Genomic DNA, 24987 nt, shown 5'->3' on the forward strand with positions numbered 1-24987 from the left:
TAGTGAGAGGACACCACGCACAGCCGAAAGGAGGTTTTACCATGCGAAAACGATATAACACGCCGCACCGCAGCCGGGTAGTCAAGACACGCATGACCGAGGAAGAATACGCCGAGTTTGCGGAAAGGCTTTCTGCTTACAACATGAGCCAAGCCGAGTTTATCCGGCAAGCCATAACCGGGGCAGCCATACGCCCCATCATAACCGTTTCCCCCGTCAATGACGAGTTGCTTGCCGCTGTCGGGAAGCTGACCGCCGAATACGGTCGGATCGGCGGCAACTTAAACCAGATAGCCCGGACGCTGAACGAGTGGCACAGCCCCTACCCGCAGCTTGCCGGGGAGGTACGGGCGGCGGTTTCCGACCTTGCTGCCCTAAAGTTTGAAGTCTTGCAGAAAGTGGGTGACGCTGTTGGCAACATTCAAACATATCAGCTCTAAAAATGCGGACTATGGCGCAGCGGAAGCCTATCTCACATTTGAGCATGACGAGTTTACCATGAAGCCCACCCTTGATGAAAACGGGCGGCTGATACCGAGGGAGGATTACCGCATTTCTTCCCTCAACTGTGGGGGCGAGGATTTCGCTGTTGCCTGTATGCGGGCTAATCTCCGCTATGAGAAAAACCAAAAACGGGAAGATGTGAAAAGCCACCACTATATCATCAGCTTTGACCCACGGGACGGGACAGACAACGGCTTGACCGTAGACCGGGCGCAGGAGCTGGGCGAGCAGTTCTGTAAAGAGCATTTCCCCGGACACCAAGCCTTAGTCTGCACCCACCCGGACGGGCATAACCACAGCGGCAATATCCATGTGCATATCGTCATCAACTCCCTGCGGATTTATGAAGTCCCGCTTCTGCCCTACATGGACAGACCAGCCGACACACGGGAGGGCTGCAAGCACCGCTGCACCAACGCCGCTATGGAATATTTCAAGAGTGAAGTCATGGAGATGTGCCACCGGGAGGGACTTTACCAAATCGACCTCTTGAACGGCAGCAAGGAACGGATAACCGAACGGGAATACTGGGCGGCAAAGAAAGGGCAGCTTGCCCTTGATAAAGAGAACGCCGCCAGAGAAGCCGCAGGACAGCCGACCAAGCCCACCAAGTTTGAAACGGACAAGGCGAAGCTGCGCCGGACGATACGGCAGGCACTTTCCCAAGCTACCAGCTTTGACGAGTTTTCTTCCCTTTTGCTGCGGGAGGGTGTGACCGTCAAGGAGAGCCGGGGGCGGCTTTCCTACCTCACACCGGACAGGACAAAGCCTATCACAGCCCGGAAGCTGGGGGACGATTTTGACAAGGCTGCTGTCCTTGCCCTGCTCACGCAGAACGCCCACAGAGCCGCCGAACAGACCAAAGCCATACCCGAATATCCTGCCGCAGTTAAAAAGCCGTTACAAGGGGAAAAAACCACAAAAACCACCCCGGCAGACAACACCTTGCAGCGCATGGTTGACCGGGAAGCCAAGCGAGCCGAGGGCAAGGGCGTGGGCTATGACCGCTGGGCGTCAAAGCACAATCTAAAGCAAATGGCAGCTACCGTTACCGCCTACCAGCAGTACGGCTTTTCTTCCCCGGAGGAACTGGACGAAGCCTGTTCTGCCGCCTATGCCGCCATGCAGGAAAGCCTTACAGAGCTGAAGCAGGTGGAAAAGACACTGAACGGGAAAAAGGAGCTGCAACGGCAGGTGCTTGCCTATTCCAAGACCCGCCCTGTCCGGGGCGGGCTGAAACAGCAGAAAAACGCCAAGGCAAAAGCAGCCTACCGACAGAAGCATGAAAGCGACTTTATCATAGCAGACGCAGCCGCCCGCTATTTCAGGGAGAACGGCATTTCCAAGCTGCCGAGCTATAAAGCCCTGCAAGCAGAGATTGAAAGCCTTATCAAAGAGAAAAACAGCGGCTACAACGATTACCGGGCAAAACGGGAGGAATACCGCCGCTTACAGACTGTCAAGGGCAATATCGACCAGATTTTACGCCGGGAACGCAAGCCTGTGAAAAGGCAGGAACAGGAGCGATAAAAACCGCCCCAAAATGTACCCGAACCCATACAGAACAAGGGGGCTGCCCCGCACCCTATCCGCAATACCAAAGGATTTTTTAACGGGCTTACAGGGCAGAAAAACCCCGAAAATGATACCGAGATGATACAGAATTACCGCCGATACCGCCACACCAGCGGAAACGGCAGAAAGGAGCGCACCCATGCCAAGAATGAGCAAGAAACGGCGGCTGGAATGGTCTTTTTTCCTGCGGCAAGTAAAAGTCGGGAATACCACCTGCGACCGTATCACATACAACGACCTCTGCCGGGGCTGTACCCATAGCTGCAAGCAGAGCTTCCGGGCGGTTATCATACTCTGCCCCCACTACTACTCCAAACGCCGGAAAAAGGAGGACAGGGACAATGGCAGATAACCGCAAGTATTACTACCTCAAGCTGAAAGAGAACTTTTTTGACAGCGACTCCATTGTGCTGCTGGAAGATATGAAAGACGGGATTTTATACTCCAATATCCTCTTGAAGCTGTACTTAAAATCGCTGAAAAACGGCGGGAAATTACAGCTTGACGAGCATATCCCCTACACAGCGCAGATGATAGCGACACTGACCCGCCACCAGATAGGGACGGTTGAGAGGGCTTTAGAGATTTTCCGGCAGTTGGGGCTTGTGGAGCAGCTTGACAGCGGGGCTTTTTATATGACCGATATTGAGCTGATGATAGGACAGTCCTCTACCGAAGCCGAGAGGAAACGGGCTGCAAGGCTGGAAAACAAGGCACTTTTACCGCCCCGGACAAAAGGCGGACATTTGTCCGACATTCGTCCACCAGAGATAGAGATAGAGTTAGAGAAAGAGATAGAGATAGAAAAAGAGAGAGAGGGAGAAACGGGACACCCCGCCCCCGCTGCTTATGGCAGATACAACAATGTGATACTGACCGATACAGAGCTTTCCGGGCTGAAAACAGAGCTGCCCGACAAGTGGGAGTATTACCTTGACCGGCTTTCCTGCCATATCGCTTCCACCGGGAAGCAGTACCATAGCCATGCAGCCACCATTTACAAGTGGGCGCAGGAGGACGCTGCCAAAGGCAAGGCTGCCCCGAAACAGGGCATACCCGATTATTCATGCAAGGAGGGCGAGAGCTTATGAAAAACGAGATTGAAGCTATGATTACGGACATTACAACCACTACCACCGAAGCGGAGGATTACACAGGCGAGGACGGGCTTTTATACTGCGGTAAGTGCCATACGCCCAAAGAAGCCTATTTTGCAGAGGGAAAGACTTGTTTCGGGCGTGACCGCCACCCAACAGACTGCGACTGCCAGCGGGCAGCCCGTGAAAAGCAGCAAGCCGCCGAAAGCCGACAGAAGCACCTTGAAAAAGTGGAGGACTTGAAACGCCGGGGCTTTACTGACCCTGCTATGCGGAACTGGACATTTGAGCATGACAACGGCAGAAACCCACAGACCGAAACCGCCCGCTTTTATGTGGAGAGCTGGGAAACCATGCAGGCTGAAAATATCGGCTACCTGTTTTGGGGAGGCGTGGGGACGGGAAAAAGCTACCTTGCCGCCTGTATCGCCAACGCCCTTATGGAGCAGGAAGTCCCGGTGTGCATGACAAACTTTGCAACGATACTGGGTGACCTTGCCGCCAGCTTTGAGGGCAGGAACGAATATATTTCCCGCCTTTGCAGCTACCCCCTGCTGATACTTGATGATTTTGGTATGGAGCGAGGGACAGAATACGGGCTGGAACAGGTTTACAGCGTGATTGACAGCCGTTACCGAAGCGGCAAGCCGCTGATCGCCACGACCAACCTCACGCTGGAGGAATTGCAGCACCCGCAGGACACGCCCCACGCCCGTATCTATGACAGGCTGACTTCCATGTGCGCCCCCGTCCGCTTCACGGGCAGCAACTTCCGAAAGGAAACCGCACAGGAAAAGCTGGAACGCTTAAAGCAACTGATGAAGCAGCGAAAGGAGAGCCTATGACAGAAACGAAACAGACAAGCACCACCAAAACAGACCGCCGCCCGGACTGTGTGACGGAAATCCGCATGGGCAACTCCGTCCTTACCGTTTCCGGCTTCTTCAAGCAGGGCGCAACCGACACCGCAGCCGACAAGATGATGAAAGTGCTGGAAGCGGAAGCTGCTACACAAAAAACGGCGATTTGACCGACCATAAAGAAGCAGATTTGACGCTTTTGCCGCTATACAGACAGCCGCCCCATGTGGTACAATCAAGGTACGGAATAGTGGGGCTGGCTGTCGGAAACGGAGGATTTTATGTTAAGACAGACCAACCAACAACCAATTACCGCCCTTTACCCAAGACTATCCCATGAGGACGAGCTGCAAGGCGAAAGCAATTCCATTTCCAATCAGAAGCGTATCCTTGAAACCTATGCAAAGCAGAACGGCTTTTCCAATCTGCGCTGGTACACGGACGACGGTTATTCTGGTGCGAACTTTCAAAGACCCGGTTTTCAAGCCATGCTTGCGGACATTGAAGCCGGAAAAGTCGGGACAGTTATCGTAAAGGATATGTCGAGGTTAGGGCGAAACTACCTGCAAGTGGGAATGTACACGGAAATGATTTTCCCACAGAAAGGTGTCCGCTTCATCGCTATCAATGATGGAGTGGACAGCGCACAGGGCGACAATGACTTTGCCCCGCTGCGGAATATCTTTAACGAATGGCTGGTGAGAGATACGAGCAAGAAAATCAAAGCAGTAAAACGCTCAAAAGGCATGAATGGCAAGCCCATCACAAGCAAGCCTGTGTAAGGCTACCTCATGGACGAGGATGAAAATTTCATTATTGACGAGGAAGCTGCACCCGTAGTCAAGCAGATATACAACCTCTGTCTTGCCGGGAATGGTCCGACCAAGATAGCCCGTATGCTCACAGAGCAGCAAATCCCCACGCCGGGAACGCTTGAATACCGCAGGACGGGCAGCACCCGCCGCTACCACCCCGGCTATGAGTGCAAGTGGGCGACCAATACCGTAGTGCATATCCTTGAAAACCGGGAATACACAGGCTGTCTGGTAAATTTCAAGACAGAAAAACTTTCTTACAAAGTCAAGCACAGTGTAGAAAATCCCCCGGAAAAGCAAGTGATTTTCGAGAACCACCACGAGCCTATCATAGACACCCAAACATGGGAACGGGTGCAGGAGCTTCGCAAACAGCGCAAACGCCCAAACCGCTATGATGAAGTGGGTTTGTTCTCCGGCATACTGTTCTGTGCGGACTGCGGCAGCGTGATGTATCAGCAGCGATACCAGACGGACAAGCGCAAGCAGGACTGTTATATCTGCGGCAACTACAAGAAACGCACCCATGACTGTACGGCGCACTTTATCCGCACCGACCTCTTGACCGCTGGTGTACTCTCCAATCTGCGGAAAGTGACCAGCTATGCGGCAAAGCATGAAGCCCGGTTTATGAAACTCTTGATTGAGCAGAACGAGGACGGGGGCAAACGCAGGAACGCCGCCAAGAAAAAGGAACTGGAAGCCTCCGAGAAACGCATAGCCGAGTTATCCGCTATCTTCAAGCGGCTGTATGAGGACAGCGTGACCGGGCGCATATCAGACGAGCGTTTCACAGAGCTGTCGGCAGACTATGAAGCAGAGCAACGGGAGCTGAAAGAAAGAGCCGCTGCTATTCAAGCGGAGCTTTCCAAAGCACAGGAAGCCACCGTGAACGCAGAAAAGTTTATGAATGTTGTCCGGCGGCATACCAGCTTTGAAGAACTTACCCCTACTCTGCTGCGGGAGTTTGTAGAGAAAATCGTTGTGCATGAGTGCAGCTATGACGAGAACAAGACCCGCAGACAGGACATTGAGATTTATTATTCTTTTGTTGGCAAGGTGGACTTGCCCGAATAACCGCCCGACCTATCCGACACAATGCGCAAGTGCCGGATAGGAACGGCAAAATTTTTTACACTTCTATTACTTCTTTATCGCACATCAGTAAAGAGCCAGGGCGTAAAGCAGCTTGTCGCTGGCGGCGGTGTGGCCCTGATCGGTGTGACCCTCATTCCCCTGCTGTCCGGTCTGCTGGGATAAGCCCGGCGTTTGTCCGTAACCATCCGCACTAATCCCCTCCGCGCTCTCCCGGCCTGACCGGGAGGGCGCGGGAAAGGAGGTGTTTACCCGTGATTAGTGAAATCATTGAAGAATGGATAAAAGGTATTCTAATCGACGGCATCACAGGCAACCTGTCCGGGCTGTTTGACAATGTAAATGCCAAAGTCGGAGAAATCGCCGCCGATGTAGGGGCCACCCCGCAGGCGTGGAACAGCGGCATTTTCAATATGCTGCAAAACCTGTCTGAAACGGTGGTGTTGCCTATCGCAGCGGCCATCCTTGCCTGTGTCATGTGCATGGAGCTGATACAGATGATAACAGAGAAAAACAATATGCACGACTTTGACAGTTCCATGTTCTTCCGCTGGATTTTCAAGTCTGCGTTTGCCATTCTAATTGTCAGCAACACATGGAACATCGTCATGGGCATCTTTGACGCCACCCAGAGCGTCGTCAACCAAAGCGCCGGTGTGATTATCGGGGAAACGTCCGTGGATTTTAACAGCCTGATACCTGACCTTGAAAGCCAGTTGGAGGCTATGAGCGTGGGCGGGCTTTTGGGCCTGTGGTTCCAGACCCTTGTGGTGGGCCTTACCATGAACATTCTCGCCATCTGTATTTTCCTTGTGACCTACGGGCGCATGATTGAAATTTACGTCGTAACCTCGTTAGGGCCTATCCCCCTTGCCACAATGGGAAACAGCGAATGGCGCGGCATGGGCCAGAACTACTTGAAATCCCTGCTGGCGCTGGGCTTCCAAGCCTTTTTAATCATGGTTGTTGTCGGTATCTATGCGGTGCTGATACAGAACATTGCTTCCGCTTCTGACATATCCGGCGCAATCTGGGGCTGCATGGGCTATACGGTGCTTCTGTGCTTCTGCCTGTTCAAGACCGGCAGCATCAGTAAATCCGTATTCTCGGCGCATTAAAAATCAACTACACACAGGAGGAAATCATTTATTTCAACATACAACATCATTTACGCCGATCCGCCGTGGCGGTATGAGTGCAAAAACAAATCGGGTGCAGCGGAAAATCACTATCCCACCATGAGCATAGACAAGCTGTGCGCCCTGCCGGTGGAAACACTGGCTGCCAAGGACTGTCTGCTGTTTTTGTGGGCCACATTTCCCATGCTGCCGGAGGCGTTGCAGCTTATCCGGGCATGGGGCTTTACGTTCAAGACGGTGGCCTTTGTCTGGCTGAAACAGAACCGCAAAAGCCCTACATGGTTTTACGGGCTGGGTTACTGGACAAGGGGGAACGCGGAAATCTGCCTGCTGGCAAAGCGCGGCAAACCGAAACGTCATTCTGCCGCTGTCCACCAGTTCATTATCAGCCCGATTGAACAGCACAGCAAAAAGCCGGATGTGACCCGTGACAAGATCGTGGAGCTGGCGGGCGACTTGCCCCGCGTGGAGCTGTTTGCCAGACAGAAATGCCCCGGCTGGGATGCATGGGGCAACGAAGTGGAATGTGATCTTACCATGAACCCATCGTAAAAGGAGGTGCCAGATGGCTTATGTAACTGTCCCCAAGGACTTAACCCATGTGAAATCCAAGGTTGTGTTTGGCCTTACCAAACGGCAACTGATCTGTTTTGGCGGTGCGCTGCTGGTAGGCGTCCCGTTATACTTTCTCACCCGTGACTATCTCTCCACCAGTGCGGCGGCCCTGCTCATGGTATTTATCATGCTGCCGGGCTTTTTGCTTGCCATGTATGAGCGTCACGGCCAGCCCCTTGAAGTGGTGGTAATGCAGATGATTCAGTGCTGCTTCCTCCGCCCCAAGGAGCGCCCCTACCAGACCAACAACGCCTATGCCGCCCTTATGCGGCAGCATCAAATGGAACAGGAGGTAAAGGCCATTGTCCAAAAAAGAAATCCCAAGAGAACCCGAAAAAACAAAGCTGACCCGCGCCCAGCGAAAAGAAATTGACGCGGTAATCCGCAAGTACAAGGGCGACGGCAAGCCCCATACGGCGCAGGCCACCATCCCCTATGAGGCCATGTACCCGGACGGTGTGTGCCGCCTGACGAAAAATACCTTTTCCAAGTGCATTGCCTTTGAGGACATCAGCTATCAGCTCGCCCAGCCGGACACCAAGACGGCCATCTTTGAACACCTGTGCGACCTCTACAACTATGTGGACGCCTCTATTCACGTTCAGTTTTCGTTCCTGAACCGCAGGGTTGACCCGGTGCAGTACGCCAAGAGCTTTGAAATCGTGCCGCAGGGGGACGACTTCGACGACATCCGGGCCGAGTACACCGGCATCCTCCAAAAGCAGCTTGCAAACGGCAACAACGGCATTGTCAAGACCAAGTACCTGACGTTCACCATTGAGGCCGACAGCCCGAAATCTGCAAGGGCCAGACTGAACCGCATCGGCCTTGACCTCTTAGGTTACTTCAAGTCGATGGGAGCTGTGGCCCATGTGATGAACGGCAAAGAACGGCTTGCGGTGCTACATGGCGTGTTCCACCCGGACGGGGAGCTGTTCAATTTTGACTGGAAGTGGATGACCCCCTCCGGCCTTTCCACCAAGGACTTTATCGCTCCATTCTCCCTGTGCTTCGGCACTGCAAAGACCTTTGGCATGGGCGGCAAATACGGCGCGGTGAGCTTCCTGCAAATCCTCGCCCCGGAGCTTTCGGATGAAATGCTGGCCGATTTTCTCAATACAGACAGCAGTATTTTAGTGAACCTCCATGTGCAGGCCATCGACCAGACCGAGGCCATTAAGACCATCAAGCGCAAGATCACCGACCTTGACGCCATGAAGATACAGGAGCAGAAAAAGGCCGTCCGCAGCGGCTATGATATGGACATACTTCCCTCCGACCTTGCCACCTACGGGGAGGACGCCAAGAAGCTGCTGACCAAGCTGCAAACCAGAAATGAGCGCCTTTTCATGCTGACGTTTCTTGTGCTGAACGTGGCCGATACCAAACAGAAGTTGAGCAACGATGTGTTTCAGGCCGCCGGTGTGGCGCAGAAATACAACTGTTCCCTTGTCCGTCTGGACTACCAGCAGGAACAGGGCCTTGTGAGCAGCCTGCCGCTGGGCGTCAACCAGATCAAAATCCAGCGGGGCCTTACCACTTCCAGCGTGGCCGTGTTCGTCCCCTTTGTGACGCAGGAGCTTTTTCAGGGCGGCGCAGCCATGTATTACGGCGTCAACGCCAAGTCCCACAACATGATTATGCTGGACAGAAAACAGGCCCGGTGTCCCAACGGTCTGAAATTAGGCACCCCCGGCAGCGGCAAATCCATGAGCTGTAAATCCGAGATCGTCAGTGTGTTCTTAACGACGCCTGACGATATTTTTATTTCCGACCCGGAGGCTGAATACTATCCGCTGGTGAAGCGGCTCCACGGTCAGGTGATTCGGCTGTCGCCCACCAGCCGGGACTATGTGAACCCGCTGGACATCAACCTGAACTATTCCGAGGACGATAACCCGCTGGCCCTGAAATCCGACTTTGTGCTGTCGTTCTGCGAGCTGGTCATGGGCGGCAAGAACGGGCTGGAACCCATTGAAAAGACGGTCATTGACCGGGCCGTGCGGGTGATCTACCGGCCCTATCTGGCAGACCCCCGCCCGGAAAATATGCCGATTCTGTCCGACCTCCACAAAGCCCTGTTAGATCAGCATGTCCCGGAGGCTGACCGTGTGGCGCAGGCTCTTGACCTGTATGTGTCCGGCTCCCTGAACGTCTTTAACCACCGTACCAACGTGGACATTGGCAACCGGCTTGTGGCCTTTGACATCAAGGAGCTGGGCAAACAGCTCAAAAAGCTGGGGATGCTCATTGTCCAAGACCAGATTTGGGGCCGCGTCACCGCCAACCGCAGCCAGGGCAAGGCCACATGGTACTTTGCCGACGAGTTCCACTTGCTTCTGAAAGAGGAACAGACGGCGGCCTATTCCGCTGAAATCTGGAAACGGTTCAGGAAATGGGGCGGTATCCCCACCGGCGCGACGCAGAACGTGAAAGATCTGCTTTCCTCCCCGGAGATTGAAAATATTCTGGAAAACAGCGATTTTATCACGCTGCTCAATCAGGCATCCGGGGACAGAAAAATCCTTGCGGAACGGCTCAACCTGTCGGCAGACCAGCAGAAGTACATCGACAATTCCGAACCCGGCGAGGGCCTTTTGATCTTTGAAAACGTGGTGCTGCCCTTTACCAATCCGATCCCCCACAACACCCAGCTTTACAAGATTATGACGACCCGGTTAAGCGAGGTGATAAGTCAATGACCCCCAAACACAGCAAAGGAGGTGACGGCCATTGAAAGAGCTGAAAGCAAAACCCAAGGTGACACAGGCCATGACCCGCGACGGCCTGACGCTGGAAAATCAGGCCACCGGCGAGGTTGAGAACATTTCCAGCCGGGAGGCCGAACAGGACTATACCCCGGAGGCTGGCGGTACAGCGGAAAAGCTGCTGGGACGGGCCGATGATGCCCATGACCGGCATAAGGCCAAAAAGTCCGCAAAGCAGGCAGCGGCCACCGCTGCCGATGGGGACGCCGCCCTGCACCGGCCATCCTCCCGGCTCCAACTGACCGAGGAAGAACGGGCCGACCCGGACTTACAGCCCTATATCCGCAAAGCAGATAAGAAAGCTGACAGGCTGGATGCAGCCCGTGACGCTATCCCGAAAAAGCGTGTTTTTGTGAAAGAAACGGTCTATGACGAGGCCACCGGCAAGGCCAAGAGCGCCCTGCGCTTTGAACAGCAGGACAAAGGGCCTCCCAAGTTAAAGCCCAACCCGGCAGGTCGCCCCGTTTCGGAGGTATTATTGTTCGCCCACGGGAAAATCCACGAAGTTGAGCATGAAAACGTGGGGGTGGAGGGCGGCCATAAGGGAGAAGAACTTGCCGAGCGTCAGGCTGGCCGGGCCATCCGCAGCAGCATCCGGCACCACAAGCTGAAACCTTACCGGGACGCAGAAAAAGCCGAGCGTCAGGCCCTTGCCGCAAACGCGGAGTATTTTTACCAGAAGTCCTTGCGGGATAACCCGGAGATCGCGCAGGCGGCCACCAATCCCGTTTCCCGGTTCTGGCAAAAGCAGCAGATCAAGCGCCAGTATGCCAAAGCCGCCCGGACAGCGGGCCAGACCGCAGGGACGGCGGCACAGGGCGCAGCTAAGACAGCCGCATCCTCCACCAGAGCGGCCAAGGCAGCCGCCGAGGAAAGCAAACAGGCCGCCTCTTTTTTGGCCCGTCACTGGAAAGGTTCACTGGCCGTTCTGGTGCTGGGGCTTTTGCTGCTGATGGTTCTGACCGGCCTGCAATCCTGCACCGCCATGTTTGGCAGCGCCGGAAGCGGCATTGCGGCGTCCTCCTACTTTTCCGAGGACAGCGATATGCTGGCCGCCGAGGACGCCTACGTTGCACTGGAAGCCGAGCTGCAAGCGTATCTGGACAATTACGAGGCTACCCATGACTATGACGAATACCACTTTGACCTTGACAGCATCGAGCATGACCCCTATGTGATGATCTCCATTCTGTCGGCGCTCCATGACGGGCAGTTTACCATTGGAGAGGTGCGAAGCGACCTGCAAATGCTGTTCGACAAGCAATACATCCTGACGGAAAACGTTGTGAAAGAAGTGCGCTACCGCACGGAAACCCGGACAGGGACACGGACGGTCACAGACCCGGACACCGGCGAAATCTCAACTGAGGAATACGAGTATGAAGTAGAAGTACCGTATGACTATTACATCTGCACTGTGACGCTGGAAAATTTCAACCTGTCCCATGTGCCGGTCTACATCATGGACGAGGAAACGCTAAGTGCCTATTCCCTGTATATGTCCACGCTGGGCAACCGGCCCGACCTGTTTTCCGGCAGCCAGTACCCCCACGCCTCCACCCTGAAAGAACCGACCTATTATGACGTTCCCCCGGAGGCTTTGGAGGATGAACAGTTTGCCGCCATGCTGAAAGAAGCCGAAAAGTACATCGGCTATCCCTATGTGTGGGGCGGCAGCTCTCCCAGCACCAGCTTTGATTGCAGTGGCTTTATCTCATGGGTCATCAATCATTCCGGCTGGAACGTGGGACGGCTGGGAGCGCAGGGCCTATACAACATCTGCACCCCTGTTTCCAGTTCGCAGGCCAAGCCCGGCGACCTTGTGTTTTTTGTTGGCACTTATGATACCCCCGGCGTATCCCACGTCGGCCTGTATGTGGGCAATTCGGTGATGCTGCATTGCGGCGACCCCATTTCCTACACAAATCTCAATTCAAATTATTGGCAATCCCATTTTTACAGTTTCGGGCGTCTGCCCTGACGCCAGAAAGGAGTTTTGACTATGGCAAGTAAACTTGACCGCATTGAGAAGGACATCCAGAAAACCAAGTCCAAGATCGTGGAGTATCAGAAGCTGCTTCGGGAGCTGGAAGCGCAGAAAACCGAACAGGAGAATTTGCAGATCGTCCAGCTTGTGCGCGGCATGAACATGAAGCCGGAGGAATTTGCCGCGTTCCTGCGTTCCGGCGCAATGCAGGCCGCCCCTGCTGTCACAGCATACCATGAACAGGAGGACAATGCCCATGAAGAATAAAACCAGACGAATTTCCCGTATTCTGCCCGCAATTCTGGCCGTGATGCTCTGCTTCACGGTCTTTCCTGTTACCGCTTTTGCGGGCGGCGCCGACCCGGCCCCGGAGCCTTTGCCGGAAGCTGCCGCCGAGGCAACCGGCGGCGTTGAGCCTGACGCGGAGAAGCCCGACAAGACGAATACCGCAGCCGCAGGCAAAACGGAGGACAATAAAACCAAGAGCTTGACCGGCAAGGAGGCCGCCGACCTGCTTTCCTCTCTGTTCGGCTCCAAGGTAAGCATCACCGCTACGGACGATGGCATCCAGATCACCACCAGCGGCACGGAGGAAACTACCCAGACCGGCACCGTGACTACAAACGGTGGAAAACTGAACGTCCGCACCGGCGCGGGGCTTGATAAGACCGCGTTCACCCAACTTCCCAACGGAACGCAGGTGGAAGTGATCGGCACAGACGGCGACTGGGTGAAAATTCTTCTGCCGGAGCGTGTCGGCTATGTCCATTCCGACTATCTGACCGTCAGCGACACCAAGAAAGAAAACACCGCCGAGGGTAGCTTCTCCCTCTCCCTTGATGAAGAAGAACTTGCCGCCCTGCTGGGGTTGTTCACTGGCAGCCAGACCGGCGGTAGCGCTGCCCTGACCCCGGACGGGAACCTGACGCTGATTGACGACATCGGCAGCACCACCCAAAGCGGCAAGCAGTTTATCACCGTGGAAACCAAGAATGGCAACATCTTTTACCTGATTATTGACCGGGACGACGAGGGAAAAGAAACCGTCCATTTCTTAAATCAGGTGGATGAAGCCGACCTGCTGGCGCTGATGGAGGACGGCCAGAAAGGAAGCACCGCTTCTGTCTGCACCTGTACCACCAAATGTAAGGCCGGGGCCGTCAATACGAATTGCCCGGTTTGTAAAAATAACATGAGCGAATGTACCGGGCCGGAACCGCAGGAAACCCAGCCTCAGGAAACCGATGCCCCGCAGGAGGAACCGAAAAACAGCGGTTCCGGCGCTGGCGGCCTGATCGTGTTCCTTGTGGTAGCAATGGCTGGCGGCGGCGCAGCCCTGTATTACTTCAAGTTCAAAAAGCCCAGGGCAGACACCAAGGGCAGCGACGACTTAGACGAGTATGATTTTGGCGACGACGAGGATTTGGAGGATGAAGCGCCGGAAACCGAAAATGAACAGGAGGACGAGGAATGAGTTATCAGTTGGTAATTGCAGAAAAACCGAGTGTCGCCCGCAGCATTGCGGGTATGATCGGAGCCACGGAGAAGCACGACGGATATTTGCAGGGAAACGGCTATCTGGTGAGCTGGTGCATCGGGCATCTGGTGTCCTTTGCCGATGCTGGCCGGTATGACGAGCGTTTCAAGAAATGGCGCTATGAGGATTTGCCCATTCTCCCGGAAACGTGGCAGTACATCATCCCAGACGAGAAAAAGCAGCAGTTTGACATTCTGCGCTCCCTGATGGAGCGCCCCGACGTGACCGGCCTTGTGTGCGCCACTGATGCCGGGCGCGAGGGAGAACTCATTTTCCGTTTTGTCTATCAGATGGCAGGCTGTAAAAAGCCGTTCAAGCGCCTCTGGATTTCCAGCATGGAGGACAGCGCCATCCGGGACGGCTTTACTCACCTGAAACCGGGAACGGACTATGACCCGCTGTATCAATCGGCCCTGTGCCGTGCCAAGGCAGATTGGCTGGTGGGCATCAACGCCACCCGGCTTTTCTCTGTGCTATACCACAAGACCCTGACCGTGGGCCGCGTCCAGACCCCTACCCTGAATCTGCTGGTAGAACGCGACGCCAAGATCGCGAATTTCAAGAAAGAGAAATATCACATCGTCCATATCGGTGTAGATGGCGCGGACGCAGTAAGCAGCCGCTTTTCTGACGCTGGCGAAGCAAACACTGCCAAGGTGGCCTGTGACGGAGCGCAGGCCGTTTGTGCTTCCGTGACGCGGGAGAAAAAGACGGAGCAGCCGCCCAAGCTCTATGATCTGACCACCTTGCAGCGGGAGTCCAACCGGCTCTTTGGCTTTACCGCCAAACAGACCCTTGATTACGCACAAACACTGTACGAAAAGAAGCTGCTGACCTATCCGAGAACGGACAGCCAATATCTCACCGACGATATGCTGCCTGTGGCGGAAAACCTTGTGTCCGGCCTTTGGGAGCTGGTGCCTTTCGCTTCCGGGCTGAACATTTCCCCGCAGTATGACCGCATCCTGAACAGCAAAAAGGTGACCGACCACCACGCTATCATCCCCACCGCTGAATTTGTGAAGCAGGGCTTTGACGGACTGGCCGAGAGTGAGCGAAAGCTGCTGTCCCTGATCTGCTGCAAGGTGCTGTGCGCCGTGGCCGGGCCTTATGTATATGAGGCTGTCACCGCCACATTCACCTGTGCCGGGAAAGAGTTTACCGCCAAGGGCAAGACCGTTCTTTCCCCCGGCTGGAAAGAGATTGACCGCCGTTTCCGTTCCTCCCTGAAAACCGATTCTGACGAGGACGCCGAGGCCGTGCGGGAGCTGCCGGAGCTGACCGAGGGCCAGACCTTTACGGACGTGGCTGCATCCGTCACGGAGCATTTCACCACGCCGCCCAAGCACTTCACCGAAGATACGCTGCTGTCTGCTATGGAACGGGCCGGGGCCGAGGATATGCCGGAGGACGCCGAGCGCAAGGGGTTGGGAACCCCGGCCACCCGCGCCGCTATTTTGGAAAAGCTGGTTCAGATGGGCTTTGTCCAGAGAAAGGGTAAGCAGCTCATTCCCACCAAGGACGGCATCAATCTGGCCGTGGTTCTGCCGGAGGCTTTGACCTCTCCCCAGCTTACCGCTGAATGGGAAAGCCGTCTAACCGAGATCGCCAAAGGGCAGGCTGACCCGGACGAGTTTATGGCCGGTATTGAGGCCATGACGCGGGAGCTGGTTAAGACCTATTCCTGCATCAGCGAAGATAAGCAGAAATTGTTTCAGGCCGAGCGTGTGGCAATCGGGACGTGTCCCCGCTGCGGCGAGGCCGTCTACGAGGGTAGGAAAAACTACTACTGCGGAAACCGGGCCTGCCAGTTTGTCATGTGGAAGAATGACCGATTTTTTGAGGAACGCAGGAAAGCGTTCACCCCGAAGATCGCCGCCGCGCTGCTCAAAGACGGAAAAGCAAAGGTAAAGGGCCTCTATTCCATGAAAACCGGCAAAACCTATGACGGGACGGTGCTTTTGGCCGATACCGGCGGGAAATACGTCAATTACCGTGTGGAACACAGGAGCTAAGACACTAACAGAGCAAGCATAGGGAGTGTGGCTACACTCCCGGTAAATCCCTGACCCGGCGCACCTGACCGGGCCGGGGATTTTGCTTGTTGGGAGTTTCCCAAACCCTTATATTTCAGAGAAAGGAGGCTGCCGATGGCAAGTTTACAGGACACCGTAAGAGAATATCAGGACGATTTACGAAGCGGCATTGCATGGCTGGCGTTCTGGCGGGAGGGCCGTTCATGGCACGGGGAAGCGTTTCATCTGGATATGAGCGACTATTTGTACCCGGAGGACAAAATGCGGCTTGCCGAGATACAGGCCACAGACCCCAAGGCCGTTGTGGTGAATGGTTATTATTCCGGCTATCTAGGCGAGGAAATGAGCGTGGACGAGCTGGCCGCCGGAGTGCGCCACCACTACGAAAACGGCCTAAGTAATATCGCCCCGTTTATGGTGGCCCACGACGATGTGCTGCCCCCGGAGGTATTGGAGGAAGCGCAGGCCAAGGCCCATGAAGCGGGGATGCCTTTTTATGAGCGCCCCTATAATGGCGAGGACATCGACCCGTATGTATATGACGGCAACATGAGCATTGAGGACTACGAGCTGATGCAGCGTCTAATGGAACAGGACAAAGAAAGGAGTGAGCGCGTGAACGAAGTTTTTTCTATCCAGCTCCATAACCGCCAGCTCTACGAACAGGGCAAGGATGGTGTCTGGCTGGATATGCCTACTACAACGGAACAACTACAAGCAGCCCTGCGGCAGATCGGCATTTCCGCCGACAATCCGCAGGACTTTTTTATCAACGGGTATTCCTACCCGGAGGGCCAGCGTCTTGCGCTGCCTTACGATATGGTGCTGGCCGCCGACGTGGACGAGCTGAATTTCCTTGCCGTCCGGCTGGGCCAGCTTGACGCCTCCGAGATCGCAGAGCTGAACGCCGCCCTGCAAAATCCCAAGGGTGGTTTTGAGAGTATCGGCCAGATCATCGACTTTACCGAAAACGTGGACTACTATGTGCATCTGCCGGATGTGCATACCGCCGCCGCATTGGGCGATTACTATCTGAACCGTTCCGGCATGGTGGATATGCCGCAGGAATGGAAAGCCGGGATTGATACGACGCAGTTTGGCCGTCACATTTCCCAGCAGGAACAGGGAGCTTTTACCGAGTACGGCTATATCGTAAAAAGCGGCGACAAGTGGCAGCGCATCCATGAGGGGCATCCGGTGCCGGAGGAATACCGGGTAATGGCCTTTCCCCGGCCGGAGGTTATGCGGGATGAGATCAAGACCCGGCAGTCAGCGGTAATGAGTGCCGAGGCCCCGCAGCCCCAGCCGGTTATCCCCATCGACTTGAACGGAAAGAACAATGCCGAACGCATGAAAGAGATCACTGACCGTCTGGAAGCTGGAATACAGGCCCTTTTTGAAAGTGAACAGTACAAAGCCTATCTCACGGCGATGTCCAAGTTCCATAATTACAGCTTCAACAATACGCTGCTGATTGCCATGCAGAAGCCGGACGCCTCTCTGGTTGCCGGTTTTGGCAAGTGGCGGGACGACTTTGAGCGCCATGTAAAAAAAGGCGAAAAAGGCATCAAGATACTGGCCCCGTCCCCCTACAAAGTGAAAAAGCAGATGGAGAAAATTGACCCGGTTACTCAAAAGCCGGTAATCGGCGCAGACGGCAAGCCCGTCACCGAGGAACGGGAAATTGAAATCCCAGCCTTTCGCGTCGTCACAGTCTTTGACGTGAGCCAGACCGAGGGCAAGGAAATCCCGGACATTGCCGTGTCCGAGCTGACCGGCAGCGTGGAACAGTATCAGGATTTTTTCACCGCGCTGGAAAAGGCGTCGCCGGTGCCGATTGCCTTTGAGAACATCGAGGGCGGCGCACACGGCTACTACCATCTGGAAGAAAAGCGGATTGCCATTAACGAGGGCATGAGTGAATTGCAAACCCTGAAAACGGCCATCCATGAGATCGCCCATGCCAAGCTCCACGCCATCGACAAGGACGCCCCAGCCACCGAGCAGGCTGACCGGCTTGACCGCCGCACCCGTGAGGTGCAGGCTGAAAGCGTGGCGTATGCTGTCTGCCAGCACTACGGGCTGGACACGTCGGACTATTCCTTTGGCTATGTGGCCGGTTGGAGTTCCGGGCGGGAGCTGTCCGAGCTGAAAGCCTCCCTTGAAACCATCCGTAAAGCAGCCAATGAGCTGATAACCGATATTGACGACCATCTGACCCAGATTCAGCAGGAGCGCGAGGCAAAACAGGAGGCCGAACAGCCGCAGGAACAGCAAACGCCAGACCAGACCGAGGCTCCGTCCCTTGACCCGACAGCGGAGCCGGTTGTTACGGTGCTTTGGAGTGAAAGCCCACATCTGAAAGAGGGCCAGACCATGCCGCTGCATGAGGCCGACGCCCTGTTTGCCAAGCTGGATGCAGAATATCCGGCAGGCATGGGCTATGACAAGACCAAGTTCCGCATTGACTTTACTTTCCGGGGACAGCCGGACAATTACGAGGGGCGGCAGGATTTTGGCGATGGGGACGGTTCCCTGATACAGCACATCCAGAGCTATCATGAATACTACGCCCAGGATGAAAGCTGGAAAAATCATGTGATTGTGGAAACCGGCTTAGAGGGCTGGGAGCAGGACAAAGCGGAACGGGATATGCTGCTGGGTGAGTTTGTTCCTTATATGAAGCTGCATTGTAATCTCTCCCACATGGAACAGGAAGCCAGACGGCCCCTGCTTTCCGGGGAGGAATTGACGCCGGAGCAGGAAGCCTATTTCCATGCCGTTCTTGAATATGTGCAGGAGTGCCGCCCGCTTCTCAATCAGGGCCAGTATCAGTTGCCGGAGCCGCCTAAGCTGTCCGACTTTGACCAGACCTTGCAGGACTATAAGGAACAGGTGCAGGTCGAGATTGCACAGGAGGCCGCCGCAGCCGGTATGACCGTGGAGGAATATGCGGCGGCTGGCTATGAATCGCCAGAGCAGGACAGCTTTTCTATCTATCAGATCAAGAGTGGTGATGAAACGCGGGACTATCGGTTTGAACCCTATGATCGCTTGCAAGCCACGGGCCGCTCTGTGGACAGGGCCAACTATGACCTTGTTTACACCGCGCCGCTGGATGGCAAGACCACGTTGGAGGACATCTACCGCACATTCAACATCGACCATCCGGCAAATTTCAAGGGACATTCCCTTTCTGTGTCCGACGTGGTGGTGCTGCATCAGGGAGGCAAAGATACGGCCCATTACTGTGACAGCTTTGGTTTTCAGCAGGTGCCGGAGTTTTTACGGGAAAATCCCTTGCGTACCGCCGAGCTGTCCACGGAACAGAACGAAAACATGATTGACGGCGTTATCAATAACACCCCGTCCATGGGCGAGTTGGAGGCCAAGGTAAAAGCCGGGGAACAGATTTCCCTTACCGATCTTGCCGATGCTGCCAAAGCTGAGTCCAAGAAGCCCAAGGCCAAACAGTCCCGCAAGACCCAGCAGAAAAAGCCATCCATTCGGGCGCAGCTCAAAGCCGCACAGGAGGAACAGGCAAAAAAGAAACCGGCACGGGAAAAATCACAGGAATTGGAGGTGTAAGGGATGCAGAAGTTTGAAAATGTGGACGTTCTGGCCGCGCTGGGCGAGATCATGCGGCAGAACACCGCGTTTTATCGGAATGACTTTGACATTGACAAAGAAATCATAAAGCGGGCCGCCGCCAGCGATCAGGCCGTGGATAAGACCCTGCTGTGGATGTCCCGGCCCTCCGGGACGTACTGCTTCCGGGAACGTGATGTGTTCCTGAAAGATACCCGGCAGCACAATATATGGCGTTTCTACGGGGAGCAGACCCGCGACAAGATACTGGCCTACGCTGTGGAGCTGACCGGCACCAAGGATGATATTATCCGGGGCAATCTCTATGAGCTGGACTACCAGCAGTATTTTCAGCACGTCATTGATGCTGCCTTGCCGGTGAGTGTGAACCGGCTCTTTTATGAGCATGGAAGCCGTGACACTCCGGCGGAACAATTTTTTGACGGAAGCCCAGACCGTGTGCTGGGAGATTTCCTGCGGTATGAGGCCCAGCCCCGCGACCCGGCTGTGCTGCAGGAGGCGTTACAGCAGGAGCAGCACGGACGGAAGCAGGCAAGACCGGGAGATTTCAAAGCCCACATCACCGCTTTGCATGACAGCCGGATTGAAACCGAGGCCCAGCGCATCGTGGATAAGCTGAAATATCTGTCTGCACCCAACAGCCCCAACAAGACGCATTTCATGGTGGAGATCTCACCGCACTTTGACGCGCTGGCCTCCACCAAAGACAATGACCGGCTCTTTGCCATGCTGCCCTATAAATCTCTATGCTTTACCGGCATAAAAGACCGGCACGGCGTGTATGCCATGATTGGCAAGGACGAGCGCCGGGATGTGTCAATACGCAGGCCCCGGCCCTCTATCCGCAAGCAGCTCACCGACAGCAGACAGGCCGCCAGCCCGAAAAAGGCGGCAGCCAGAACCAAGAAAAACGAATTGGAGGTATAACCAAATGCACTTTACTGTGGAGGAAGAAAACTTGATCTGTATGTATCACAATGCAGACCGGCGCAGGACGATGGGCAAGATTACCGCCGCCCTGCCAGATATGGACGGGGATATGCGGGCACTGGCCCAGCAAACCCTTTCCAAGCTGGAACGCATGACGGATGCCGACTATGACAACCAGAAGTTCAATTTCACATACGAGAACGAATAAATAACAGCAAACGCCGGGCGCGGCGGCCATGTGGCTGCTTGCGTCCGGCGCATATTTTCTTATTTACCCCAAACAATCGAGAGGGGCTACAAGATTTAACATTTTTCCAACAACCAGACAAAGAAATCCGACGATAGTACTCATATTAGAAATCATAGACATCCCTCCTCGAATGTTAGCTATCATGTTACAGTCCCCGATCTCTTGTTACCAAGCCTCATTAGCAACACAACCTCTCGATTGTGTGGGGCGGGACATATATATTATACCACTCTTTTTTCAGCTTTCAACTCCAGTTCTAATTTTTTGTATGTGGTTAAGTTTTTGTTCGACTTTCCACTGATGCGCCACAAAAGTTTAGGTAATTCTTCTGGTGAAAACTTCTTCTGTAACAAATAAATATTTAATCTGTTATACTTGTTTCCCGGAAGATGCAGTAGTTTGTATTTGCGAATATTAGTATTGTCTTTCAATGCTTCCAGCACTTCTTCTAAATCGGATGCGTGTTGGAAATCTGGATATTGGGATAAGACCTCTACAAATTTACCCAAAACAATGTTCCTGCATCCAGATATATTCGTATTGACGATGGTAGTATATTCTATATGGGCAGTATCAAATTTGCAGTCGATGAATTTGCATCCCATAAACACACAGTCAGTGATATAGGCATTGGAAAAATTACATTTGTTGAAACTCGTACCCCAAAAATCACATCCAGAAATTTTTGCAAAAGAAAAATCAACTTTTTTGAAGTGAGAACCGCGAAAATTCAAATAATCAAAATGCTTATTTTGGGCATTACACTTGACTAATTGACTTTTGGCCAAGTAACGGCAACGTGCCTCATTAACAACTTTTTGAGGCCGACGCTTGCGTGTGATAAGGTTCAGTCGATCAATTCTATAAGTTTGTCCCATGTTTTGCCTCTCGATCTGCATTTTGATACACCGATAATATGAAGTCTGCCATAGCGATTGCGGAATTAACAAAGAGACGGGTATGATAATCAGCTATGCCAATGCGCTTACTACCAACGCCGTGAGAATCACTTTCCTTATTTCTCATTTCAGCGATTGCAGAGATTATCTTTTCCAAACCTGAGAGAAGCGTGTTTATGCGCTTGTCCAAATTCTTGTCTGCGTGCATATTATATAAAGTCTTGACCTGACCGTAAAGTTTGCCAATATCACCGCTGTCCGAGGGAACTTCTCCTTTTTTCTCAATAACATAGCAAAAGGTTTCTTCGAGTATGGTGCGGGCCTTGGTAATGGCGCTATCGAAATTTCCCTCATCAATGTCCTTATTGGCTCTGCCAGCCAAATCTTTTATATAGGCGCGGTCAATGATTTTTACTGCTGGCGCAGCAACAGCGACAACCTCCCCCACATTACAAACCTGATATACCTTGCCTATAACGCGTAATTCGTGACCGCCAAAGTATAAAATGCTGTTAATCTGTTCCAAAACTTTTTGTAAAATAGCTTCGTGTGCGCTCTGTATGTCCTTTACAGATAAATCTCTTAGCACATCTACAAATTTATCTTTTGAAAAAAGATAAGAAAGAAAATCAGACATCCGATTTTGCTTAATGCAAAAAGCCATAATATTGTCAAAGTATTGCCAGCGGCTCAACGCTCCGCCAGACCATGAGTAGGTTGCTGGCAACCCAAAGAAAGACGAAAGCTCGCAAATAGCTGGCCCGCTTAAATACGGCATCGCTATTTTTATTTTTGTTTGGTTTCCATATTTATCTTCAAAGGTCAGTTCACCGAAGTCTTTATCACCATCTAAAATGGCTATAATTTCTTTAGATCGGAGCAAAGAAAAATTGTTCTTCTCCATGACTGTACCTCCCACGCTAAACATTGTATTTATTCGCTTAAATTATAGCAGAAATAAAGTGTAAAGTCTATTATGAAGCCACCAGACACAAATACCAAAACGTTTGTTGTGTCTGGTGGCTTTCTTTTTTTACCCATTTCTACGCATTTAGAACAGCGTTTCGGCGGGGATCGGATAAATCATTCCACCACACATGTAACCATGCCGGAAAAGTCCCGGAATAGCGGGCTTTTTAAGGCCCTAAATGCGTAGATTGCCAGTATCTTTTCCGCTGTCGTTCTGCCTCTTTGCGGCGGCGCATCCGTTTGGCGCAGGCTGGGCAGTATTTGGCCCGGTTGGACTTTGGCATAAATACAGCGTCACACTCGGAGCAGCGTTTCACCTCATCCCGGTCTTTGGTGATCTCGGCACACAGGGCCGCATCCAGCGGGAGGACAGCAGCTCGGAACCACCGGCATAGCAGCGAATAGGAAATGCTTTGAATACAAACACATTCTTTGCCATCGTCCAGCAGCAGACAGTTCCCGTCACAGTAATTGCAGCACTCCCGCACCAGCTTCCGGGCCTTGCGATATTGCGGGTAATTCATTCTCGGTAAGCTCATAACTCTTGCGACCATTCCTTTCCCGGTGTCACCCGCAAAATGCCGTCCACATTCTGCTTGATGATACCGTATTCCTGCATCTGCTTTTTTGCTTCGCCGTACTGTTCATACAGCCGCTCTTTTTCCTCGGCCAGCCGCTTGTACTCGGCTTTCAGGGCATACAGATCAGGGAGCTTTTTCATGCCCTGTTCCTTTAGGGCCTTTGCCGCAGCTTCATACAAAATCAAGGTGTTTTCATGCTCACGTCGAAATTTAGCCTTGTCCGCTGCCTTGCGATATTCCAGCGCCACGGGCCGGAGCTGCTTGTAGGTGGTGACGTTCTTTATCAGCACCGCCATATCTGCAAGCCGATGTTCCGCGGCTTTCAGGGCAGCGGCGGCCTCGTCGTTGGCGGCGGTGATCTCGGCTACTTTGATTTCCAAATCCGGGTAAGTGTCTATCCCATGTTCTGTCAGGAAGTTCAGTGTCATTGCGGCCTGCTTCAAGTTGTGGAGCTTCGCCCACTTCTCATAACCCGCCGACTGTTGTGCCTTGATGCTGTTTTCCAGATCAATCCGCAAGGAAATTCCCTTGCGTTCTTTTGGCCTCCTTGCGATGACGCGGCTTTTGATACGCTCTTTGATCGCTTCTTCGGTGTAGGCTTCCCCCAGCGTCTTGCAGCGGGTGAAGCGTTCCTGGCCGGGAGCGCGGAATGAAATGAATTTGCCCGGTTTGATCTCATAACCCTGCGCCTGCATGAGCCGCAGAAAATCGTCAAAGTCTTTGGCCTGCGGGATGGCAGCATCAATAGCAACTTTGAGCTTTGCTTTCCAGCTTGTCCCTTTCCGCTGGGCGTCCCACTCGGCGTAGCTCTTGCCCTTACTCTGGCCGGGCTTCACCACGGACAATCCGTGTTCTTTACACAGCCGGTCGCTGGTGCGCCGGATGTAGGCATAGCTCTGTTTGTTGGAAACGTACTTGAGCTGATTGACCATATCCACGGCACAAAACAGGATGTGATTGTGGACGTGGCCCTTATCAATATGGGTTGTCAGCACATAGGGGTATTTTCCTTGCAGCACTTCATCGGCAAGCTGCTTCCCGATCTCATGGGCCTGTTCCGCTGTGGCCTCGCCGGGAGCAAAGGACTGTATCAGATGGTGGGCCAGATTGTTGCCCTTTTGGTACGCCTGCGCCAGCAGCATTTCAAATTCAATGTCTGCTGTTTCATAGGAACAGGCAAAGGAAGACACCAGCAGCTTGTCGTCGGTCTTGTCAGGGTTTTCGATGTAGTCCAGGGCTTTTTTCAGCGTTGACTTGATAGGATGTATCTTTGTAACTGCCATATCTGCGCCAACGCCCCCTTTATATCTTCGATGTCCTGTGCGTACACCGGCCCCATGCTGTTCAGCCGCTTTGCAATCTGATTGACGTTGACGCCGATTTTCTGTATCTCGGCGGTCTGCGCCCGGATGTCGGTAGTATCCATGTTGACGATATAGCCGTCAATGAGCATCTTCCGGGCATAAGCTGAAAAGTTTTTCGTATGCAGCAGTGACATTTTCTGTTCAATCAGTTTTCGTTCCTCCGGCGTCACGGGAACGCGCAGCACAATCTTTCTGGTTCTGTTTACCATGCTTCACCGTCCTTTCCATTCAAGGGGTTTGGGGACTTCCCCAACAAGCAAAACGGACGAGGCCCGGCAGGGACGGGACGGGCCGTTTTGTTCGGGAGTGTGGCTACACTCCCTATGCTTGCTACGTTACTGTTTCTCCGCTAACAAG

24 protein-coding genes are annotated in these 24987 nt (G+C 53.6%); 19 read left to right on the forward strand and 5 right to left on the reverse strand.

Annotated elements, in window-relative coordinates; genetic code table 11:
• The first annotated feature begins 41 nt into the window (after positions 1-41).
• From C7390_RS08280 to C7390_RS08375, 19 genes are all read left to right on the forward strand, one after another.
• Positions 42-440, forward strand: a complete 399-nt coding sequence (locus C7390_RS08280; protein WP_002569238.1) for a plasmid mobilization protein — start codon at positions 42-44, stop codon at positions 438-440.
• The gene (locus C7390_RS08285; RefSeq protein ID WP_116443968.1) at positions 412-2034 is read left to right on the forward strand and encodes a relaxase/mobilization nuclease domain-containing protein; all 1623 of its coding nucleotides are present in this window, start codon (positions 412-414) and stop codon (positions 2032-2034) included. The genes C7390_RS08280 and C7390_RS08285 overlap by 29 nt, the downstream gene beginning before the upstream one ends.
• A gap of 386 nt (positions 2035-2420) precedes the next feature.
• Positions 2421-3170 carry a phage replisome organizer N-terminal domain-containing protein gene (locus C7390_RS08300; RefSeq protein WP_006555734.1) on the forward strand — a complete coding sequence of 250 codons (750 nt, stop codon included), beginning with the start codon at positions 2421-2423 and terminating at the stop codon, positions 3168-3170.
• Positions 3167-4021 (forward strand): ATP-binding protein, encoded by an 855-nt coding sequence (locus tag C7390_RS08305; protein ID WP_009255551.1) that lies wholly within the window; start codon positions 3167-3169, stop codon positions 4019-4021. Before C7390_RS08300 ends, C7390_RS08305 begins: the two co-directional genes overlap by 4 nt.
• Entirely contained in the window at positions 4018-4206 is a 189-nt protein-coding gene (locus C7390_RS08310) for a transposon-encoded TnpW family protein (RefSeq protein ID WP_002569233.1), read from the forward strand. The genes C7390_RS08305 and C7390_RS08310 overlap by 4 nt, the downstream gene beginning before the upstream one ends.
• A 111-nt stretch (positions 4207-4317) precedes the next feature.
• Entirely contained in the window at positions 4318-4818 is a 501-nt protein-coding gene (locus tag C7390_RS13905) for a recombinase family protein (RefSeq protein ID WP_456362879.1), read from the forward strand.
• Positions 4819-4827: 9 nt separating this feature from the next.
• On the forward strand, positions 4828-5928 hold the full coding sequence (locus C7390_RS08315; protein ID WP_456362880.1) for a recombinase family protein: 1101 nt from the start codon (positions 4828-4830) through the stop codon (positions 5926-5928).
• Between the two features lie 21 nt (positions 5929-5949).
• Positions 5950-6111, forward strand: coding sequence for a Maff2 family mobile element protein (locus C7390_RS13910; RefSeq protein ID WP_116443969.1), 162 nt, complete (start codon positions 5950-5952; stop codon positions 6109-6111).
• A gap of 89 nt (positions 6112-6200) precedes the next feature.
• A complete protein-coding gene (locus tag C7390_RS08325; protein ID WP_116443970.1) occupies positions 6201-7064 on the forward strand; it encodes a VirB6/TrbL-like conjugal transfer protein, CD1112 family in 864 nt (287 codons plus the stop codon).
• 48 nt (positions 7065-7112) lie between these two features.
• A complete protein-coding gene (locus C7390_RS08330) occupies positions 7113-7637 on the forward strand; it encodes an MT-A70 family methyltransferase (protein WP_318295636.1) in 525 nt (174 codons plus the stop codon).
• 13 nt (positions 7638-7650) lie between these two features.
• A complete protein-coding gene (locus C7390_RS08335; protein WP_116444025.1) occupies positions 7651-8073 on the forward strand; it encodes a PrgI family protein in 423 nt (140 codons plus the stop codon).
• A complete protein-coding gene (locus C7390_RS08340) occupies positions 8003-10402 on the forward strand; it encodes a VirB4-like conjugal transfer ATPase, CD1110 family (protein WP_116443972.1) in 2400 nt (799 codons plus the stop codon). The genes C7390_RS08335 and C7390_RS08340 overlap by 71 nt, the downstream gene beginning before the upstream one ends.
• 31 nt (positions 10403-10433) lie before the next feature.
• A complete protein-coding gene (locus tag C7390_RS08345; RefSeq protein WP_116443973.1) occupies positions 10434-12449 on the forward strand; it encodes a C40 family peptidase in 2016 nt (671 codons plus the stop codon).
• Positions 12450-12470: 21 nt separating this feature from the next.
• Entirely contained in the window at positions 12471-12722 is a 252-nt protein-coding gene (locus C7390_RS08350) for a DUF4315 family protein (protein ID WP_116443974.1), read from the forward strand.
• Positions 12712-13929 (forward strand): CD1107 family mobile element protein, encoded by a 1218-nt coding sequence (locus C7390_RS08355; protein ID WP_116443975.1) that lies wholly within the window; start codon positions 12712-12714, stop codon positions 13927-13929. The genes C7390_RS08350 and C7390_RS08355 overlap by 11 nt, the downstream gene beginning before the upstream one ends.
• Positions 13926-16007: a DNA topoisomerase 3 gene (locus tag C7390_RS08360; RefSeq protein WP_116443976.1), complete on the forward strand. Its 2082-nt coding sequence runs from the start codon at positions 13926-13928 to the stop codon at positions 16005-16007. Before C7390_RS08355 ends, C7390_RS08360 begins: the two co-directional genes overlap by 4 nt.
• A 135-nt stretch (positions 16008-16142) precedes the next feature.
• Positions 16143-19616 carry a YodL domain-containing protein gene (locus C7390_RS08365; RefSeq protein WP_318295623.1) on the forward strand — a complete coding sequence of 1158 codons (3474 nt, stop codon included), beginning with the start codon at positions 16143-16145 and terminating at the stop codon, positions 19614-19616.
• A 3-nt stretch (positions 19617-19619) separates the two neighbouring features.
• Positions 19620-20564 (forward strand): hypothetical protein, encoded by a 945-nt coding sequence (locus C7390_RS08370; protein ID WP_116443977.1) that lies wholly within the window; start codon positions 19620-19622, stop codon positions 20562-20564.
• A 4-nt stretch (positions 20565-20568) separates the two neighbouring features.
• Positions 20569-20775, forward strand: coding sequence for a transposon-transfer assisting family protein (locus C7390_RS08375; protein WP_116443978.1), 207 nt, complete (start codon positions 20569-20571; stop codon positions 20773-20775).
• Positions 20776-21038: 263 nt separating this feature from the next.
• Here C7390_RS08375 and C7390_RS08380 read toward each other — a convergent pair whose 3' ends face one another.
• From C7390_RS08380 to C7390_RS08400, 5 genes are all read right to left on the reverse strand, one after another.
• Complete coding sequence (locus C7390_RS08380; RefSeq protein ID WP_318295624.1) at positions 21039-21695, reverse strand: pentapeptide repeat-containing protein; 657 nt, start codon at positions 21693-21695, stop codon at positions 21039-21041.
• Positions 21679-22620: an abortive infection family protein gene (locus C7390_RS08385; protein ID WP_116443980.1), complete on the reverse strand. Its 942-nt coding sequence runs from the start codon at positions 22618-22620 to the stop codon at positions 21679-21681. The genes C7390_RS08380 and C7390_RS08385 overlap by 17 nt, the downstream gene beginning before the upstream one ends.
• Before the next feature lie 232 nt (positions 22621-22852).
• Positions 22853-23239, reverse strand: a complete 387-nt coding sequence (locus tag C7390_RS08390; protein WP_456362881.1) for a cysteine-rich VLP domain-containing protein — start codon at positions 23237-23239, stop codon at positions 22853-22855.
• Complete coding sequence (locus C7390_RS08395) at positions 23221-24549, reverse strand: relaxase/mobilization nuclease domain-containing protein (protein ID WP_116443981.1); 1329 nt, start codon at positions 24547-24549, stop codon at positions 23221-23223. The genes C7390_RS08390 and C7390_RS08395 overlap by 19 nt, the downstream gene beginning before the upstream one ends.
• On the reverse strand, positions 24510-24839 hold the full coding sequence (locus tag C7390_RS08400; protein WP_116443982.1) for a plasmid mobilization protein: 330 nt from the start codon (positions 24837-24839) through the stop codon (positions 24510-24512). Before C7390_RS08400 ends, C7390_RS08395 begins: the two co-directional genes overlap by 40 nt.
• Between the last annotated feature and the right edge of the window lie 148 nt (positions 24840-24987).

This window comes from Bacteroides galacturonicus, from assembly GCF_003096855.1.
GTDB lineage: Bacteria > Bacillota > Clostridia > Lachnospirales > Lachnospiraceae > Lachnospira > Lachnospira rogosae.

Bases quoted from the DNA above. Each gene is read 5' to 3' on its own strand.
- C7390_RS08370 (WP_116443977.1), top strand. From the start codon at position 19,620: ATGCAGAAGTTTGAAAATGTGGACGTTCTGGCCGCGCTGGGCGAGATC.
- C7390_RS08360 (WP_116443976.1), top strand. From the start codon at position 13,926: ATGAGTTATCAGTTGGTAATTGCAGAAAAACCGAGTGTCGCCCGCAGC.
- C7390_RS08335 (WP_116444025.1), top strand. From the start codon at position 7,651: ATGGCTTATGTAACTGTCCCCAAGGACTTAACCCATGTGAAATCCAAG.
- C7390_RS08400 (WP_116443982.1), bottom strand. From the start codon at position 24,839: ATGGTAAACAGAACCAGAAAGATTGTGCTGCGCGTTCCCGTGACGCCG.
- C7390_RS08385 (WP_116443980.1), bottom strand. From the start codon at position 22,620: ATGGAGAAGAACAATTTTTCTTTGCTCCGATCTAAAGAAATTATAGCC.
- C7390_RS08390 (WP_456362881.1), bottom strand. From the start codon at position 23,239: ATGGTCGCAAGAGTTATGAGCTTACCGAGAATGAATTACCCGCAATAT.
- C7390_RS08280 (WP_002569238.1), top strand. From the start codon at position 42: ATGCGAAAACGATATAACACGCCGCACCGCAGCCGGGTAGTCAAGACA.
- C7390_RS08365 (WP_318295623.1), top strand. From the start codon at position 16,143: ATGGCAAGTTTACAGGACACCGTAAGAGAATATCAGGACGATTTACGA.
- C7390_RS08350 (WP_116443974.1), top strand. From the start codon at position 12,471: ATGGCAAGTAAACTTGACCGCATTGAGAAGGACATCCAGAAAACCAAG.
- C7390_RS08300 (WP_006555734.1), top strand. From the start codon at position 2,421: ATGGCAGATAACCGCAAGTATTACTACCTCAAGCTGAAAGAGAACTTT.
- C7390_RS08375 (WP_116443978.1), top strand. From the start codon at position 20,569: ATGCACTTTACTGTGGAGGAAGAAAACTTGATCTGTATGTATCACAAT.
- C7390_RS13905 (WP_456362879.1), top strand. From the start codon at position 4,318: ATGTTAAGACAGACCAACCAACAACCAATTACCGCCCTTTACCCAAGA.
- C7390_RS08355 (WP_116443975.1), top strand. From the start codon at position 12,712: ATGAAGAATAAAACCAGACGAATTTCCCGTATTCTGCCCGCAATTCTG.
- C7390_RS08395 (WP_116443981.1), bottom strand. From the start codon at position 24,549: ATGGCAGTTACAAAGATACATCCTATCAAGTCAACGCTGAAAAAAGCC.
- C7390_RS08315 (WP_456362880.1), top strand. From the start codon at position 4,828: ATGGACGAGGATGAAAATTTCATTATTGACGAGGAAGCTGCACCCGTA.
- C7390_RS08380 (WP_318295624.1), bottom strand. From the start codon at position 21,695: ATGGGACAAACTTATAGAATTGATCGACTGAACCTTATCACACGCAAG.
- C7390_RS08310 (WP_002569233.1), top strand. From the start codon at position 4,018: ATGACAGAAACGAAACAGACAAGCACCACCAAAACAGACCGCCGCCCG.
- C7390_RS13910 (WP_116443969.1), top strand. From the start codon at position 5,950: ATGCGCAAGTGCCGGATAGGAACGGCAAAATTTTTTACACTTCTATTA.
- C7390_RS08305 (WP_009255551.1), top strand. From the start codon at position 3,167: ATGAAAAACGAGATTGAAGCTATGATTACGGACATTACAACCACTACC.